This window comes from Shewanella sp. ISTPL2, assembly GCF_013283205.1.
GTDB lineage: Bacteria > Pseudomonadota > Gammaproteobacteria > Enterobacterales > Shewanellaceae > Shewanella > Shewanella oncorhynchi.
In genome coordinates this window covers 472,062-490,252 of record NZ_JAAPAV010000001.1, presented here as the reverse complement: position 1 = coordinate 490,252, position 18,191 = coordinate 472,062, and the positions used below count along the sequence as shown (strand labels likewise).

11 protein-coding genes are annotated in these 18,191 nt (G+C 47.8%); 4 read left to right on the top strand and 7 right to left on the bottom strand.

From position 1 onward, the window contains the following. Positions 1-9 precede the first annotated feature (9 nt). The gene (locus tag HUB64_RS02180) at positions 10-345 is read right to left on the bottom strand and encodes a DUF3392 domain-containing protein (RefSeq protein WP_113939153.1); all 336 of its coding nucleotides are present in this window, start codon (positions 343-345) and stop codon (positions 10-12) included. A 92-nt stretch (positions 346-437) separates the two neighbouring features. Here HUB64_RS02180 and HUB64_RS02175 point away from each other — a divergent pair, with 92 nt between their 5' ends. Then, the gene (locus HUB64_RS02175) at positions 438-1,373 is read left to right on the top strand and encodes a D-2-hydroxyacid dehydrogenase (RefSeq protein ID WP_173247570.1); all 936 of its coding nucleotides are present in this window, start codon (positions 438-440) and stop codon (positions 1,371-1,373) included. 85 nt (positions 1,374-1,458) lie between these two features. Here HUB64_RS02175 and HUB64_RS02170 read toward each other — a convergent pair whose 3' ends face one another. After that, entirely contained in the window at positions 1,459-3,033 is a 1,575-nt protein-coding gene (locus HUB64_RS02170) for a PAS domain-containing methyl-accepting chemotaxis protein (RefSeq protein WP_173496266.1), read from the bottom strand. Between the two features lie 261 nt (positions 3,034-3,294). On the opposite strand from HUB64_RS02170, the gene HUB64_RS02165 reads away from it, so the two are divergent. Beyond that, complete coding sequence (locus tag HUB64_RS02165) at positions 3,295-3,486, top strand: bacterioferritin-associated ferredoxin (RefSeq protein WP_076498521.1); 192 nt, start codon at positions 3,295-3,297, stop codon at positions 3,484-3,486. A gap of 255 nt (positions 3,487-3,741) precedes the next feature. On the opposite strand, the gene HUB64_RS02160 is transcribed toward HUB64_RS02165, so the two are convergent. Then, entirely contained in the window at positions 3,742-4,398 is a 657-nt protein-coding gene (locus tag HUB64_RS02160; RefSeq protein ID WP_173496265.1) for a thiopurine S-methyltransferase, read from the bottom strand. 102 nt (positions 4,399-4,500) lie between these two features. After that, a complete protein-coding gene (locus HUB64_RS02155) occupies positions 4,501-4,842 on the bottom strand; it encodes a hypothetical protein (protein WP_105250285.1) in 342 nt (113 codons plus the stop codon). Positions 4,843-5,091: 249 nt separating this feature from the next. On the opposite strand from HUB64_RS02155, the gene HUB64_RS02150 reads away from it, so the two are divergent. Next, positions 5,092-6,900 (top strand): protein kinase, encoded by a 1,809-nt coding sequence (locus HUB64_RS02150; RefSeq protein WP_173496264.1) that lies wholly within the window; start codon positions 5,092-5,094, stop codon positions 6,898-6,900. Between the two features lie 20 nt (positions 6,901-6,920). Here the strand turns inward: HUB64_RS02150 and HUB64_RS02145 are convergent, their stop codons facing one another. From HUB64_RS02145 to HUB64_RS02135, 3 genes are all read right to left on the bottom strand, one after another. Next, positions 6,921-9,329, bottom strand: coding sequence for a zinc-dependent metalloprotease (locus tag HUB64_RS02145; protein ID WP_173496263.1), 2,409 nt, complete (start codon positions 9,327-9,329; stop codon positions 6,921-6,923). 138 nt (positions 9,330-9,467) lie between these two features. Then, positions 9,468-13,184 carry a response regulator gene (locus tag HUB64_RS02140; protein WP_173496262.1) on the bottom strand — a complete coding sequence of 1,239 codons (3,717 nt, stop codon included), beginning with the start codon at positions 13,182-13,184 and terminating at the stop codon, positions 9,468-9,470. 215 nt (positions 13,185-13,399) lie between these two features. Then, a complete protein-coding gene (locus HUB64_RS02135) occupies positions 13,400-14,794 on the bottom strand; it encodes a PhoH family protein (protein WP_105250289.1) in 1,395 nt (464 codons plus the stop codon). Positions 14,795-15,200: 406 nt separating this feature from the next. On the opposite strand from HUB64_RS02135, the gene rapA reads away from it, so the two are divergent. Beyond that, complete coding sequence (gene rapA / locus HUB64_RS02130; protein ID WP_173496261.1) at positions 15,201-18,107, top strand: RNA polymerase-associated protein RapA; 2,907 nt, start codon at positions 15,201-15,203, stop codon at positions 18,105-18,107. Positions 18,108-18,191 lie beyond the last annotated feature (84 nt).

Below are 18,191 nucleotides of genomic sequence, written 5' to 3'. Positions count from 1 at the left end.
ATAATGATATTAAGCTTGGCTATTTCGCTGAGCCCAATAACCGATAAAAATAAACATGGCCACAATTAACAGAAACATCCAATGGGATGGCATAGCCACTATATGTCTTGCCACCCAAGGCGTGGCTTTCACGATCAATAGTCCATAGCCAAAGGCATTCACAATAATAAAAACAAATGTTCGCAGCACAAAAGAATGCCCCAACAAATGACGCCTTAAGATACGATTTACATCCGCTGAAAAAACCAAAATAAGACACACCACCATAGCGGTAGCAATATCGAAGGCCCAAGGGCGAAGCATATTGCCTAACTGGGCAATAATGGCGACTAATTGATCAAACATAGACTTAACCTAAAAAGATGCAGCGCAATCCATCTGAGTGGCCGCGACAGCGTATTGAAAAATAACAATAACCAAGCATAAAGGGAGACGCCATGGGGCACAAGTTACTCTTGCTAACAAAGGCAAATCAACAGTACCGCGACTTGATTGAGGCGCAGAGTCTCCCAGATTTAACGTTACTCGATGATAATCCTGCGGGCATAATTGAAGCAGATATTTGGTTAGCCGAACCTAAACTCGCCGCGCCCCTATTACCCCATGCTAAAAATCTGCAATGGTTACAATCAAGCTTTGCTGGCATAGATGCCCTGATGAGTCCAAGGGGCAGAAAAGACTATCAACTCACCAATATTAAAGGCATTTTCGGCCCGCTGATGAGCGAGTATCTATTCGGCTATTTACTCGCGCATGTCCGCAGCCATCGTTTTTATCGCCAGCAACAAGGACAAAAACAGTGGCTGATTCAACCCCAGCAACGCCACTCAAGTTTACAGGGCATGCGATTGCTCTTGCTTGGCACAGGGTCAATAGCCCAGCATTTAGCGAAAACTGCAAAACACTTTGGCATGCATGTTACTGGTATCAATAGCAGCGGTAATGCCGTAGAAGGTTTTGATATCATAGAAGCTATGTCCAATTTAGGCCAAGTGTTAACACAGGCAGATGTGGTTGCAAATCTACTGCCAAGCACTACTGCAACGTACAATCTTCTCAATGCTGACATGTTAGCTATGTTAAAAACGGATGCAGTGCTGTTTAATGTTGGCCGCGGTGATGCACTCGATCTCGATGCACTCAATATCCAGCTTATCGCTAATCCTAGTCAGCAAGCGATCCTCGATGTATTTGCTCAGGAACCTTTGCCCAATAGCCATCCTATTTGGGAACGGGAAAATGCCGTGATCACGCCGCATATTTCGGCGCCAAGCCATCCTGCACAAATCGTCGATATCTTTAGCCAAAACTATCGCCGCTACATCATGGGTGAACCGCTGCAGAATAGAGTCGACTTTAGTAAAGGTTATTAGATCAGAGATAAGAAATTGAGTTAGAAATCAGTAAAAGAAAAGGCAATAGTCAGACTATTGCCTTTTTATCTTAAATTTTAGGTGGTTAAATCCTAAAGCTGCGCTTTAAGAATTGCTCGACCAATACCGAGTGAGAATCCATCTCGCGGGTCACTTCGTCATTCAAGCCGACCATTTCACTGCCGAGTTGATGACTAGAATGGGTAAATTGCGACACATTCACCACGCTGCGATTCATCTCATTTGCCACACTCGATTGCTCTTCTACCGCGCTGGCAATATGGTGCGTCATATCGGTAATGGTCGAAATGGCCTCACGAATCGTACGTAATGCCGTACCCGCTAAATCCGCCGTTGAAATACATTCGGAAGCGGCAACCACTCCTTGCTGCATACTGATAACAGCTTTATTCGTCCCCTGCTGCAACAGATTAATCATACTGTGGATTTCTTTGGTGGCATCGTGAGTACGTTGTGCCAGCGCCCGTACTTCGTCAGCAACGACAGCGAAGCCACGACCTTGCTCACCCGCTCTAGCCGCTTCAATTGCTGCATTCAATGCCAGCAAATTCGTCTGCCCCGCAATACTCTGAATCACATCGAGCACTGTGCCAATATCTTTACTGTGGGCTTCTAACTCAGTAATCACTTTTGACGTTTGTTGCAGTTGCTCCGCCATGGCTTGAATCGAGCGAATAGTGCTCGACACCGTTTTATCACCATTGATGGTTTCAGCGGATGCCATTTGCGTGGCACTCGCCGCATCGGCACAATTGGAGGACATATCGCCTAATGTGGCGGTCATTTCCTGCATCGCTGTAGCAACTTGCTCTATTTCAGACAGTTGAGCCTGACTGGTACTCTGGATTTGTTTTCCCTTAGCGGCAGATATTTTGGCCTGTTCTGACACGTTATAACAGGAATCCGATGCACGCCCAAGAATCGACTTAAGCTCTGAATTTTGCATTTGCAGTGCTAAATCAATCGCGCCAAGATCATCACTGCTTCCACTATAAATATGCGCCATCAAGGGGTTATCGTAGATATGCTTTGCCTTAGCCACTATCGCGTAATAGCGACTCAGCACCAGATTGCCGCCCACCAGCAATACTAGGACACTTATCGCTAGGGCAATAAAGCCCATTAAGCCAATTTGCAGAGCAAGGTAAAGCATAGGTAGCATGGCAACCAATGCGAGTAACAGCAATTTAACTGGCATATCCAAGGTACGTTTTAACGCACTAACGCTGCCCTTTTTGTTCAACTCCGCATAGGCTATTTCTGCACGCTTAACCTGATCGCGTGTGGGTTTAGTGCGTACTGATTGAAACTCGACGACTTTGCCATTAACTGAAATCGGTGAGACATAGGCATCGACCCAATAGTGATCGCCATTGGCGCAGCGGTTTTTCACTATCCCTTTCCAAGGCTCGCCTTTTTTGATACATCGCCACAGATCTTCAAACGCTTGCGGAGGCATATCTGGATGACGCACCATGTTGTGGGGCTTGCCTAGCATGGCATCGAGGTCGTAACCGGCAACGGTACAGAAAGATTGATTGGCGTAAGTGATATGACTTTGAGTATCCGTAGTCGACAATAAAATCCAATCCGCTGGATAATCATATTCTCGCTGTGTAACTGGTAGATTAGTTCTCATGAAACCTTATGGATCTTTGATTAATTCTTCGTTATTCATCCATGAGTTATCCATCCGTGAGGCATCATCACCCTGACTCTGTATTCCTAAACCTACTTCTAAAACTGCCTAGCTTTTTAGTGCTAAAACACACCTAGCATAGACGATAAAACGTGCGCCATGTAACGAAAGCGTTAAAGTATGAAAATCACCCAAAAAACATGATTGCATTTGATAAGCGTTTTCATTTAGAATTAGCGCAATTCGATTGGAGACTAATATATGTACGTTTGTCTTTGCCATGCGATCACTGATACGCAAATTAAAAACGCAGTAAGCCAGGGCGATAGCTCGCTTGCTGACGTAAAAAAGCGCTTAGGTGTTGCCGATCAATGTGGTAAATGCGCCAGAATGGCGGTGCAGATCATTCAAAATCAACTAGAGCTTGAGCCTAATTATTACGAAGTCGCATAGAGTTCATCGCGAATAGCATGGTAAAGGGTAATTCACTCACGAACAAACTTCCGACAAGCTAAAACCACGCTGACTCAAGCAAACTTAATCCCAAAAATCCAGCGGCAACAAAGTCTTCTATCTGTCATTTCGTCTTAAATAATCTTGCCAGCCTAATCTTTAGATATGATGTTTTAATGACAAGCCCCACTGAACGCCAAGCTCGAAAGCCGCGAATAATTCAATGGGGTTACAGATCCAACTTCCGAGTCAAGCCTACTTACGTTTCAACAAATAGGCCGCTTCATTAAGCCAAGGCACGGCTTTCTTAATAAAACGTGGATTGTCGGCCAACACATCTTGCGACGCTAATACTTCAATATCAAAATCCTCACTCAGATGCTGCTCTACCCAAGTAGGGGATACAGCAAAAGGTGGGCCGATAAGGGATTCTTGCGGATAATCTAAAGTCACTAATAAACCGACACTGCCGCTAGGTAATAAGCTCGCTAACTGCTTGGCATATTGTGCACGCATACTTTCTGGCCATGCGATCAAAGCCGCGCGATCATAAAATGCTGTCACTTCTTGAGTGATAGCCTTAGGTAGGGTGAAAATATCACCCTGATACAAGCTGATCTGTTCGGTTTGATAATGCTGGTGTTCACCCACGGCCGTTTGCGTCATCTCGAGTTGGTTATCGCTAAAAAATTGCTGTACAGCCGATTCATTCAACTCACACCCTATGACCTGATGCCCCTGTTCTGCGAGGAAACACATGTCTAGCGACTTACCACATAAGGGCACAAAAACCTTGGTATCTGCGGGTAATGCAAGCTGCTGCCAATACTTAACGAGGAAAGGATTGATGTCTTGCTGATGAAAACCTATCTGTTGCTGCTGCCACTTTTCATGCCAAAAACCGGGTTCCATGGGTTTATCTCTATTCGCTAATGTTGTCCTTACTCTAATGACATTTTAAAGTGGATGCAAAGCCTCCTGCCATTCGGCAAACTCAGCAATGTAAAGACTCACTTACTGATCTAACGTGGCTTGCACTTTACGCAGCCAAACACAGTTATCGCATTGGCATTGACGGCGTGATAAATGATGTGGGCTTAAAGATGAGTCGATAAAGTCCACGGCGATCAACAACTGCTGTTTTAACTCGGCTATCGATTTTTCGTTCACGGCCACCAGCTCGTCATTCTGGTTCATCCAGATACATTCCATGCCCTGATGACAAGTTAAACATTGCTCGTCTCTATCATTAAAAAATACCGCATGCGGGCAATGGGTCACTTCCATTGACTGTAAAATACGCTTACGCGGATATTCCAAAAGTTCGATCAACAAGGCTTTATATTGGGTGGGCATACGCCCTCCTTAGCTGCACTTTGTCTGTGGGTTAATTAACAAAAATTGATTCCATCTAATGCTCCAAAGATTACCTATAGTCGCGAGGATTTAATTTGATGTAAGTCAAAGTCAGTGACGAAATGATCGTATAGGTAAGCCGCGCCTGACGCTGATCATCAATGCCATTCAAAATACTAAAATAAAGCCACCCGCTATTTGATTATCTCCCCCGCTTACTGGTTAAATGAACAAAACAAGGAGCACAATTTGCAAACACCGCAGCTGCAGCATTTTTATATTTCTGAAGAGCAATCCATTTACTTGCTCAAAGCCAATGATGCCCGTAAACACAAGGCGTGGATCCGCCTCTGTAAACAACAGCTGAGCAAATTAGGTTATACCGATATCGAATTGGTCGGCAAAGGCGCCTACGGTTTCGTGTTTGCGGGTATCAATCAAGCTGGCGATGCCCATGTGTTTAAGTTTTCACGGATTAATCTGCCACAACACATTCAAGATCGGCTCGAAGAAGAAGCCTTTATGCTCTCCTTACTCAAGCATCCCAATGTGCCGGGGGCGATCAAATTTGAGCGAGTAGGTAAGCAGGGAATACTCGTGATGGAACGGGCAAAAGGGGAAGATCTCGACCAACTTTGCCGCCGCATGGGCGCCTTACCTACCGCTATGGTCATGAGCATCGCCCGCCAACTCGCCGATATCTTGTATTACCTGCGCACGGGCAAGCCTTTAGTGCACGGCGATATCAAACCTTCTAATCTGGTTTACGATATTGAACAACAACACTTATCGTTAATCGATTGGGGCTCAGCGGTATTTGCGCAGCGGGATGAATATAACAAGCCTGTCGAAGACAATGTGATGGCGTTAATGTCGAGCGATCAACAACATACCAACGCCCGCATGGGTGATGTGTACTTTATCGGCGAAGAGCAACTCAATGGAGCACTCTCCAGCCCGCGCTTTGACGAGCAAGGAGTTGCCGCGACTCTGTATGCCCTCGCCTCTGGGCAAGCAAGCCGCTTCGGTGCACAGGTGATCTCGCCCACCAGCATTGGCTTACCGATAGAATTAGCCCGTACCTTAGAAGGCATGCTAAGCACTGATCCGCAGCAGCGCAACATTGCCGGCGATTACTTTTTAAAAAGTATGCGCCACAGCCACAGATTACATTTACCTGAACTGCCCAAAGCTGATTTACAGGGTGAAATTCCTGTTTGGGTACAATCCCGCGACAAAGATGTTGAAACCGTCAGCTACAGTTCGCGCAAATCCTTTTTAAAAGAACACAACGCCCAAGATCCCATCGCTAAGATGGATGATATTCAGCTCGAAAAATATTACCGCAACTTCCTCGCGGGCATGGGCGATACCGAAAAAGGCTTTATCGCCGCAGTGGGTCGTTTAGCGCAATATCCGATCGTGGGTGGTCTGGCTATTCATTGGCAGGAAACCGGCGTGTTTATCGACTCCAATCTTGCGATTTACGATGCAAAGCAAAAAAGTGCGTTAATCATTGCAGTCAACAATATGGTGGATCTTGCACGGGGAATTAAACGTATAGGGGTGTTTAAGGCCTGCTTCTTTAACGCCAAAGACACACTGCATATCGAACGAGCTGACACCAGCGAGCCTTTTGTCGCCAGTGCCGCACTGCAGTTGCCATTCGAAGTCGGTGACGTACCCACCTTAGAAGATAAGTCGCGCTTACATTCTTATTTTGAAGACGGTAAAGATCCCGATGAGAACCTCGAATTACCCCATGAAATCATGGAAGAATTAGCCCGCATCAACCAAATTCACCACACAGGCTGCATCATTTTTGAGGCGCTGCCGAATCACTTAAAAATTCACAGTTACTTGAAGCTGCTCAATCCGCGTAAGCAAGCGGCGTTTCGCGCGAGCCTCGATCGCATCTTGCATCATGTCGGAAAAATCCAAGGTCACGGCGTATCGGGCTTTATGAAACTGCCCTACAAAAACACCCGCCGCTTTACTCATCTAGAGCGTAAAGCCGATCACTTTTATCCGAAAAATCCAAAAGAAATAGGCGCCTAATGGCGCCTATGTTCATCGGATTAAATCGGTGATCCCGGCGGTAGGGTTAACGGCTTAGGAATAAGCTTAACCTTAGCATCGGTCAAACCCGCAGCCAGACCCTGTTGCAACCAAATATAGTGCGCCGCAAGACTCACATTCGCTCGATTCGACTTCGCTTTCAATTGCTTAATCACAAACTGAGCGCGATCGTTGATCGCAGCCCTCACCTCTGGTGAGGTTTGAGGATCGTGCAGCGTTGCCAGCACTTCATCAATCACCACAGCGTTCACTCGCATCCATACGCCTTCGACCAGCGCGAGCTTATCCTCTTGATACAAGGTCGCCGCAAATAACTTATCCAATAATGTCGTCACCGATAACTGCTCGCTATCGGCCATGGATGCTTGGCTGACACGATTCAAGCGTTTAGGCATCAATAGCAAGCTCACGGTATGACGGCTAAACACTTCAGCCATACCAAGAGGATCGTTAATAGCACCTAGACCTGAATCGAAGGATTCCCGCGTGACATGATAATTCCCCGCCTTTGGCACTAAACTGTCGAGCAAGGTTTGCGGCACAGTTAAACTCGCCGCATCGAGTGTGTTAAGTAGCGCGTCTAAGCCCGTTAACTGCAACTGCGGCGCAATATAGCTCCAGCGGCTGCCTTCACCAATAGATTGATAGTTATAGTCAGTGCCGCCAATAAACTTAGCGACCGCATCGATTTGATAACGCGTAAGCAAATAAATTGGCGCAAAGGCATCGGCTAGCTCGCCCAGTGGCTCATTGGGTAACAAGGTCGCACTGGAGAAATCCGCAATCGCCTTAGTGCGAATTTTATTTAACTTACCCAGCTGATCGATCGGATCGTCACCACTATCCCACAAACTGGCATAGGCCTGACTCGCATCCTTTTGGCGGGAATCGGCCTCACCAATATAGCGTAAGCCACGTTTCGCCACATCGGCCAGCAAGTCGACTTGCAGTGCTTGTTGGGTACGGGCATCACCTTGATCGCTATAACCATAGGCGATAGTAAAATCATCCCAAGGGCCAACACCTGTAGTGTAAGGTGCTGAAATATCAATATCATTGCCCTTCAACTGGATTTTCGGATGGGGATAATCCATCACAGAGGCATCCTGATTGGTCGAAGCGGCAAAGTTATGATCTAGCCCTAAGGTATGGCCGACTTCATGGGCAGCCAGTTGGCGAATACGCGCCAGCGACAAGGCTGTCGCCGCTTTCTCGGCCGCCACTCTATCCTGCCAGCCTGCGGTTAAACCTTTAGCAATCAAGTAATCCTGACGCACACGCAAGCTGCCGAGCGTGACTTGACCCTTAATGATTTCACCAGTACGAGGATCGGTCAGCGCGGCGCCATAGGACCAACCCCGCGTCGCCCTGTGCACCCATTGGATCATGTTGTAGCGAATATCCTGCGGATCGGCATCTACAGGTAATAACTCAACTTTAAAGCCGTTGATAAATCCCGCCCGAGTAAAAGCCGTCTCCCACCAGCGCGCGCCATCGAGCAACGCCGACCGTATAGGTTCTGGCACACCAGGATCGAGATAATAAGTAATAGGTTTAACGACTTCGCTTGGCGCTGGGCCTGGATGCACTTTCTGTAAACGGTGGCGCAGGATAAAACGCTGCACTAAAGGTTGGTTAAAGGGCGTGGCATAATCGCGATACTCATCGGACAAATAACCGCTCATAGGATGATAAGCCCGCGGCTGGTAATCCGCATCGGGAAGCTCAACAAAGGAATAACGCATCCGCACCGACATTAAGGTGCCATCGGGTGTTACCTGTGCGACCTGCGCGCCAGCAACATCGCCTTTGAACGTCAGTTGCACATCCACATCGGCGTTTTTCTCAAAGGATTTAATCCCTTTGGGTAAGATGACAGAACGGCTCAAATCGAGCTGATAATTGCCCTGCTCTGTTTGTTGCAATACGGAAGACACCCCGTGTAAATCATTGAGCACCAGATCGTTGATCGCTACCAAATCTGGCTTGCCCTCAATCACTTTGCCTTGCCATAACACAGAATCGGCAAAGGCTTCTTCAACCGCTCTTTGCTCGGCGGCATCAGAGGTATTCGCACGATATTGAGTATTAAGTTGCTTAAGTAAAACATAGGGACCTTGGCGCTCAAACTGCACCATACGGGTCTGACCCAGTTGGCCGCGATCGAGGCCAATGTCGTTTGAGCCTACGCCCTGTGGCAGGCTAGTAACTAAGATAAAAGGTTGATTTAAACGATTGACCTCAAGATATAACTCTCCCTCAGACTCCTCGTAATAGAGATTAAGAAACCCTTTCGCCTCTTGGCCCTGCTTAATGATCTTGGCGCTAGGCGCGGCTGCCGCGACCGTAACGGTGGGAAATCCTAACAGCGCTATAAATAAGGCTAAGGCTACACTTTGGGGTTTCATCTTTCCTCCTGATTCGGCTGGCTGCGTTATTTACCTTATTAAGTCATTTATGTCATAAGCATCTTTGATGACTGCTTATCTCAAGCGATTGATTTAAAGTAAATAATGCGAGGCCATCACTGGCCCCGAGCAAATAAATTAACGATTCTGATGCTGGTTCTTGTGTTTGATCCAGTGATTTAATGTTTCAAATAATTCGTTGAGCACTATGGGTTTAGTGATGTGGGCATTCATCCCCGCCGCTAAACTCTTTTCCCTGTCGCCCGACATTGCATGGGCTGTCATGGCAATGATAGGCAGTTCATCGGCACTAAAACGCTCACGCAATGCCCTTGCGGCCGTTAACCCGTCCATCACTGGCATTTGAATATCCATCAACACAGCATCAAACGGCCGCGAGTCGATAGTATCCAGCGCTACTTGACCGTTGTCGGCCAGCACCACTTCGTAGCCAGCGCTCTTAAGGAGTTCGGTGGCCACTTGCTGGTTGATAAAGTTATCCTCCACCAGCAGCACTAAACCTGTGTGCTCCCCTTCCTCAACTTGAACTTCAACCATAGGCTGAACCACATTCAATCTCGGTTCATCGGCAAAGGCGGCAATGATCTCATCGAACAGACTCGATGCCTTGAAGGGTTTTTGCAGTACAGCAAACACATTGGCACTATCGACTTCATGCTGTAAGGGCTCTGCTGCATAGGCCGTCATCATGATAATCACTGGTCGTTTCGCTAAACGGCCTTCGGCGACCATAGTATCTATGGCGCTGACCACATCGCTGCCGTCCATTTCTGGCATCATCCAGTCGAGCAATAACAGATCGATTGGTGCCCGCGACAGTTTGTAAAGCGCTTCTGCGCCGCTGGCGGCAGTATCGACGTCGAAGTGGAAATCTCGCATCAAGGTCGAATAAATTTGCAGTGCCGTCGGGTTATCGTCAACGACTAAGGTGCGTAGACTATTGAGTTTTTCCGGCACGACCAAAGGCTCAATCTTAGCGGCTTCGGCAATCTCAAAACTGATGGTGAAGCTAAAGGTACTACCGACCCCTAACTCACTCTGCACTTGCATCTTGCCGCCCATCATAGACACCAGGTGCTTACTGATCGATAAACCTAAGCCGGTGCCGCCGTATTTACGGGTGGTCGAACCGTCGGCTTGGGCGAAGGCATCAAACAACTTATCCTGTTGATCTTTACCTATGCCGATCCCCGTATCGCGCACCCAGAACTTCAAGGTAATCCGATGATCCCGCTCGCCGACATCTTCACAGCCGAGCTCAATCTCGCCAGATTGGGTAAATTTCACCGCATTAGATAACAGATTAATCAGCACTTGGCCTAAACGTAGCGGATCGCCCTTAAGAATGAGTCCCGCCGTCACTGGGGCATATAAGAGTAATTCGACGCCTTGTTCTTGTGCCTTGAGCGCATTGAGATCCAGAGCGTGATCGAGCACTTTATCCAGCGGGAATGGCACCCGCTCAAGCTCCAACTTACCCGCCTCAATTTTAGAGAAGTCGAGAATATCGTTGATGATCCTCAGCAGCGATTGTGCCGAGAAACCAGCTTTTTCGAGGTAATCTTTCTGCTGCGCAGTTAACGAGGTGCGCTGTGCCAACTGCAACATACCGATAATGGCGTTCATCGGCGTGCGGATCTCATGACTCATGTTGGCCAAGAATTCACTCTTGTAGAGGTTAGCGAGTTCGGCGTCTTGCTTGGCTTCCAAAAGCGCCACTTCGTTACTCTTATGGCGGGTAATATCCTTATGGGTACCGAGCATACGCTTAGGCTGACCTTCGGCGGTGAACTCCACCACACGGCCACGGGATAACACCCAGTGATAGCCGCCATTTTTACCTAACATACGGAATTCAATTTCGAAAGCACCGACGGGATCAGCAAGATACTGAGCACGGTATTCCTCGACGCGAATACGATCGTCGGGGTGGGATAATTCATCAATTGTCGATACTAAAGCTGGGAATTCATTGGTTTTATAACCCAACATAGAATAATAGGCTGGGTTACAAATGATCTGTTCAGAGTCTAAATACCAGTCCCACAGGCCATCTTCCACCGCATCCATGGCTAAGTGATAACGCTCTTCGGACAGGCGTAATTGTTCGGCGGATTCGTATTCCCGCGTCACATCACGCCACACGGCAATCAATCCCTGCAGTTCGCCGCGGCGATTGTAGAAAGGCAGTTTGAGGGTATCGAGCAGCACAGGTTTGCCCGCAAGCTCGACCTTTTCTTGGTAGCGCAGCGGCGTGCGATCTTTTAAGACTTGTTCGTCTTCGGCGCGGATACGTATGCCCATTTCAGGCGAGGTCAGATCCTCAGATGATAAACCTATCATCTCGCTCTCTGTGTAACCCAGCATGCGTTCAGCCGCCTTGTTACAACCTAAATAGTTGCCTTCTTTATCTTTAAAGACAATCGCTTCAGGAATCGAGTCAAGCAGGGATCGCAGTAGCGCATATTCGCGCTCACGCCGCTCTGTGGTGTCTTTTAAGCGTTCAGTACGCCGCGCCACTAGCTTATCGAGCCGCTTATTCTGCTCAGCCAGATGGTGGGTATATTGTTTGTTTTCCTCAAAGATCCGACTGACCAACAAGAACCAAGGTTCCCAGCCGCGGGTGATTTTCTCCGGTGGCTTACGCGGCTCTTGGGAGCAGCCCTCAAGGTGCGACAGTAGTCGCGAGGCTGGACTCACAAAAGATCGACGCGTCTGCCAATGCACTATGGTCACCAACACTGACAGGGCGATAACCACTAAAATAAACGTCAGCTGCAGTTTTTCCCACGAGTCTTGGAATAGGTCGTCTTCATCCTGCAAATACAGTAAACGCCAAGGCGCGTTATGCAGTGCAACCGAGTGAATGTAATAGCCGTTACGAATGATGCCATCGTGGGCATCGAACAATTCCGACTCAGGTAAAGAATGCAGCTCAGAGGGAATACGTTGGCTGATGTGATAGACCCGATTGATATCTGAGCTATCAAAATCGCTGTGGGATAAAATATTGTTCTGTTGGTCGAGCAAAATCACTGTGCCCGGCATCTTAAAGTAAACCCGAATTTGCCGCGCTAACGAGGCAAGCGTCATGTCTAAGTTGATTGAGCCAATGAACTCATCATCCAAATAAATGGGCACACCTAAAGTGGTCAATAAGCCTTTGCCCGTGGAGTCAACATAGGCTTCACTCCAAAATACACTGCGCTGCGGATTCATTGCTGGGGTGGCGTATTGGAACTGTTTCTTGTTGAGTAATTCGTCCCTAAAACGTTGATCGTCATTCGACCAAGGGAAGTAGGACATGATCCTACGTTTCGACAGGTAATAAATCGCCGAGGCTTTCGGGGCGGCTTCTTTGGCGACGGGGAATGACAGTGACAGCTCAAACAACATCTCAAGCTCTTGATAGAACTTGTCGTCGCGGCCGTCGAGGGAACCCGCACCAGTAATCCTACCCATGTTGGTAAAAGGCTCACCGCTCTGGGCGTAGCTAGGTTCTAAGGTAAAATACTGGCCGCTTTCGTTGAATTTACCGTATTGGGGTAAGCGTTCTTTACGCACGAGTTCGCCCAAACGTAAATGATCCACAGCAACGTTGCGTAAGCTTTTTACCGCTCTAATGCTCGACTCAAGTAGCAAATCGATTTGCAATACATGGCGCTGAACCTGCTCTTCACGCTGCTCCATCTGCTGTGCTTTTTGGCGGTCAAAAAACATCCATGCGGTCAACAAAGACATGACGATAACGCCGATGTACGTATAAAAAACGGCACGGTTGTAGTTCTTCTGGATCGGCGATTTTAGTTGGAGATCCGGCTCACTCGATTTCATCCACTACCCTTGATTGCAGCGCTTAATTTCAGCCTACGGCGGCAAAAACTATGAGCTCCATATAGTAGCAGGAAGGAACTGCCAATCACATAAAATAATTGTCAGATAAAGCCTACTCATACCACTGATAAGTCGATTAAAAATCTACTACTCCATAAAATTAAGGCCTCCATATCAGAGGCCTTAGTCATTACCCAAAATTAAACCGACCTGCTTTACAGATGCTCTTCGGCGTATTCCGCTAAGCGTGAACGCACCACGCCATTCAGATACACGTTGGCACTGCCTTCAAAGTCTTTAAAACGTTCGACAATATAGGTTAAACCTGAGGTAACAGCGGTTAAGTAGTTAGAGTCGATTTGCGCTAAGTTACCGCAACAAATCAGTTTTGTGCCTTCGCCCATACGGGTGATCATAGTTTTGATCTGCGAGGCAGTGAGGTTTTGGCATTCATCTAATAGCACTATGGAGTTTTGGATCGACCGCCCGCGCATAAAGTTTATCGACTTAAACTGAATGTTAGCCTTCTCCATGATGTAATTCATGCTGCCCGTGGGATTCACATCATTCTTATGCAGTACTTCGAGCGTATCAGTAATGGCGGCCAGCCACGGCATCATCTTCTCCTCTTCCGTGCCGGGCAAGAAGCCGATAGATTCGGCGATTTCAGGGGTGTTACGGGTGACAATCACTTTGTCGTAGCGATTACGCTCGACCACCAGTTCCAACGCCGCAGCCATGGCCAGCAAGGTTTTACCACAACCCGCAGGGCCGGTTAAGATCACCAGATCGATATCGGGATCGAGCAGCGCCTGCAGTGCCATGCCTTGATAGACGTTTTTAGGTTTAACACCCCATGCCTCGAGGTTTTTCACCCGCTCACGGCCTAAATCTAAAATATGTAAATGGGTGTCTGTGCGTTCGATAACACGACCGCAAAAATCAGACTCTGTGTCGATAAGATATTGGTTAATATAGAAATTATCATTTTCGAGGTCTTTGAGCGGTACTTCATGCACTGTATGTCTACCGTGGCGCTCGGTGGAGACCTTGTTCAAGTGCTCCCAAAAATTACCTTCAAACTGGTAAAAGCCTTTACTGAGGAAGCGGATATCATCGATCAACTGGTCAGTTCGATAATCCTCAACCAATTGAATACCCGCACCTTTGGCTTTAAGGCGCATATTGATATCTTTGGTGACTAAGACAACGGTACGGGGATGATGTAGGTTTTGTAGATGTAGCGCGGTATTGATAATGCGATTGTCGTTTCCATCTCCAGGCAGTGCGCCTAAGGTAAAATCGACAAGGTGATCAGGGAAAATTGAGAGCGAACCGACGGCATCGGCATGACCCTCTCGGCTGGGTAAAGGGACGCCATTGATAATCTGCTCAGGGGTAGTTTCACCGCCTAGGGTATCTTCCAATGCCCTGATAGCAACCCTAGCATCACGACTCACATCACTCTTTCGATCTTTAATCTGGTCCAACTCTTCTAGCACTGTCATCGGAATGACCACATCGTGCTCTTTAAACGAATAGATCGCCAAAGGTTCATGTAGTAACACATTGGTATCCAGTACAAACAACTTTCTGTCGTCTTGTTCCATGGCGCCTCCAGAGTGCTTCATTAAAGTTTAAACACACTTTTGAGTCTCAATAAAAGTTACACGGCTCCTATTACTGGCTAAGCATATGGCAAAGAATGATCATAAGGTTCAAGTTGATAGCACTTTACTCGCACTTAAACCTTAAGTTGATATTGGCACCAAACTCACAAGATAACAATACAGCAACCATTGTTTACCTTACAGACTCGAAGCAGTGTATAACCGCGGATGTGACATTAGCGTGACAGTTTCATGTACTGGCATGACAATTTTGTCGCTTGTACAATTTGTAATCTAGCACTCTGGGAATTAGGCTCTAACGGGTGAGAGGGCGATTTAAATATCACGAGTATTGGTATAACATACGCGCCCTTTGTTAGAGTCCGCCTAGAAATGAGAATTTAAGATGCCGTTCGCCTTAGGTCAACGTTGGATAAGTGATACCGAGTCAGAGCTTGGTTTAGGAACTGTGGTTCAAGTAGAAGGCCGTATGGTCACTGTATTATTCCCTGCCACGGGTGAGAACCGCATGTTCTCCCGAGCAGAAGCCCCTCTGACACGCGTTATATACAATCCCGGCGATTCGGTTGAAAGCCATGAAGGCTGGAGCCTTGCGGTCAGTGAATTGACCGAGAAAGACGGGATAGTGATCTATCACGGCATTCACAGTGAGACAGGCGAGCAAGCTACCCTGCGTGAAACCCTGCTGAACCACAATATTCGTTTCAACAAACCCCAAGACCGTTTATTTGCTGGCCAAATCGATCGCCTCGACCGTTTTGGTGTGCGTTATCAATGCCAAATGTTGCGCCACAAACTGGCCTCATCGGATTTGCTGGGTCTGCAAGGTCCACGTGTTGGACTTATTCCGCATCAAATGTGGATTGCCCATGAAGTCGGCCGTCGCTATGCACCGCGTGTACTGTTAGCCGATGAAGTGGGTTTAGGTAAAACCATTGAAGCAGGTCTGATTATTCACCAACAACTGCTGACCGGCCGCGCCGAACGCATTCTGATTATCGTGCCCGATACTCTGCGCCATCAGTGGTTAGTGGAAATGCTGCGCCGCTTTAATCTGCGCTTTTCGGTATTCGATGAAGACCGTTGTGTGGAAGCCTATGCCGATCACGACAATCCTTTCTACACAGAACAGTTAGTGATTTGTTCACTCGAATTACTGCGTAAGAAAAAACGTCTAGATCAAGCTCTTGATGCCGATTGGGATCTGTTAGTCGTTGACGAAGCGCACCACTTAGAATGGACCGAAGAAGCGCCAAGCCGCGCCTATCAAGTGGTTGAAGCATTAAGCGAAGTCATCCCAGGCGTTTTGCTGTTAACCGCAACACCCGATCAACTCGGCCATGAGAGTCACTTCGCCCGTTTGCGTCTACTCGATCCGGATCGTTTCTACGATTACGATGCTTTCTTAGCTGAAGAAGACAGTTATAAAGACGTCGCCATTGCCGCCGAAGCCTTGGCTGGTAACGCTAAATTACCCGATGCCGCCATCAACAGCTTGACCGAATTACTGGGCGAGAAAGACATCAGCCCAAGTATTCGTTTAATCCAAGCCGACGGTATTGATGCCGAAGTACAACAGGCCGCCCGCAGCGAATTACTGCAAGAATTACTCGACCGTCACGGTACTGGCCGCGTGTTATACCGTAACAGCCGCGCCTCGGTAAAAGGCTTTCCAAAGCGTTTCTTTAACGCTTATCCCCATGCCATGCCAGATCAATATCAAACTGCCGCACGTGTCAGCGGCATGATGGGCGGACACAAGTCATTAGAGGCGAAAACGGCGCAAGCCCTAAGCCCTGAAAAACTGTATCAAGAATTTGAAGATAACAGCGCCAGTTGGTGGAAGTTCGATCCCCGTGTGGATTGGTTAATCGAGTTCTTAAAATCCCACCGTAGCAAAAAAGTGCTGATCATCGCCAGCCAAGCAGAAACGGCCCTGAGCTTAGAAGAAGCCCTGCGCACCCGCGAAGGGATTCAAGCAACAGTATTCCACGAAGGCATGTCGATTATCGAGCGCGATAAAGCCGGCGCTTACTTTGCCCAAGAGGAAGGCGGCGCACAGGCGCTGATCTGTTCTGAAATTGGTTCTGAAGGTCGTAACTTCCAGTTTGCCAGCCACTTAGTGCTGTTCGATCTGCCACTAAACCCCGATCTATTGGAACAGCGAATCGGTCGTTTAGACCGTATCGGCCAGAAAAATGATATCCAAATTCACTTGCCATACCTTGAAGATACCGCCCAAGAACGTTTGATGCAGTGGTATCACCAAGGGCTGAACGCCTTTGAACTCACTTGCCCTAGTGGCCATGTGCTTTACAGTGAATTTGCCGAAGATCTGCTAAACGTGCTTGTGGGTGACGACAGCGACGAGCTGACAAACCTGCTCAATCACACCCAGAGCCGTTATAAAGAACTCAAGCACGCCATGGAGCAAGGCCGCGACAAGCTGCTGGAAATCAACTCACACGGCGGCGAGAAGGCACTGGCAATCGTCAACCGCCTTGCCCAAAGTGACGGTGATACTCATTTAATCGGCTCAGTGATCCGTCTGTGGGATATTATCGGTGTTGATCAAGAAGATAAGGGTGAAAACTCGATTATTCTGCGCCCGAGTGAGCACATGATGTTCCCAACTTACCCTGGCTTGCCAGAAGATGGCGTAACAGTGACCTTTGATCGTGACACAGCGTTATCTCGCGATGATATTGCGCTGATCACCCAAGAGCATCCACTGGTGCAAACAGGGCTCGATCTGATCACAGGTTCTGAAACTGGCACCACCAGCGTCGCAATTCTAAAGAATAAAGCCCTGCCAGCAGGCACCTTATTCTTAGAACTCATCTACATGGCCGATGCTTCAGCACCTAAGTCGAGCCAGCTGTACCGTTATTTACCGCCTACCCCCATTCGCGTGCTGCTGGATAAAAACGGTAACGATCTATCGGCTAAAGTGGATTACGCCAGTTTCGATAAGCAATTAAGCGCGGTGAATCGTCACATTGGCGGCAAGTTAGTCACGGCATCTCAGCCTATTTTGCATCCACTATTTGCTAAGGGTGAAGAATATGCTCAAGTGGTTGTCGATGAAATGGTCGCCCAAGCCAGAGAGAAAATGACTCAGCAACTGAGCGCAGAGCTTGATCGTTTAGAGTCACTCAAGGCGGTGAACCCCAATATCCGTGAGGAAGAATTGGAATACCTGCGCAATCAGATGCAAGAGTTAAACACTTATCTAGATGCCAGCCAGTTACAACTCGATGCGATCCGTATGGTGCTCGTCAGCCACGTATAGACCCAAGCGGAACAGCAGGTTTCAATCAATTAGCCCAGCCTCAGCGTTGGGCTTTTTTATGCCCTGTGGCTTTCGATTCCAAGT

Coding starts and splice junctions, on each gene's coding strand:
- rapA (WP_173496261.1), top strand. CDS start 15,201: ATGCCGTTCGCCTTAGGTCAACGTTGGATAAGTGATACCGAGTCAGAG.
- HUB64_RS02170 (WP_173496266.1), bottom strand. CDS start 3,033: ATGAGAACTAATCTACCAGTTACACAGCGAGAATATGATTATCCAGCG.
- HUB64_RS02135 (WP_105250289.1), bottom strand. CDS start 14,794: ATGGAACAAGACGACAGAAAGTTGTTTGTACTGGATACCAATGTGTTA.
- HUB64_RS02175 (WP_173247570.1), top strand. CDS start 438: ATGGGGCACAAGTTACTCTTGCTAACAAAGGCAAATCAACAGTACCGC.
- HUB64_RS02160 (WP_173496265.1), bottom strand. CDS start 4,398: ATGGAACCCGGTTTTTGGCATGAAAAGTGGCAGCAGCAACAGATAGGT.
- HUB64_RS02145 (WP_173496263.1), bottom strand. CDS start 9,329: ATGAAACCCCAAAGTGTAGCCTTAGCCTTATTTATAGCGCTGTTAGGA.
- HUB64_RS02165 (WP_076498521.1), top strand. CDS start 3,295: ATGTACGTTTGTCTTTGCCATGCGATCACTGATACGCAAATTAAAAAC.
- HUB64_RS02180 (WP_113939153.1), bottom strand. CDS start 345: ATGTTTGATCAATTAGTCGCCATTATTGCCCAGTTAGGCAATATGCTT.
- HUB64_RS02140 (WP_173496262.1), bottom strand. CDS start 13,184: ATGAAATCGAGTGAGCCGGATCTCCAACTAAAATCGCCGATCCAGAAG.
- HUB64_RS02155 (WP_105250285.1), bottom strand. CDS start 4,842: ATGCCCACCCAATATAAAGCCTTGTTGATCGAACTTTTGGAATATCCG.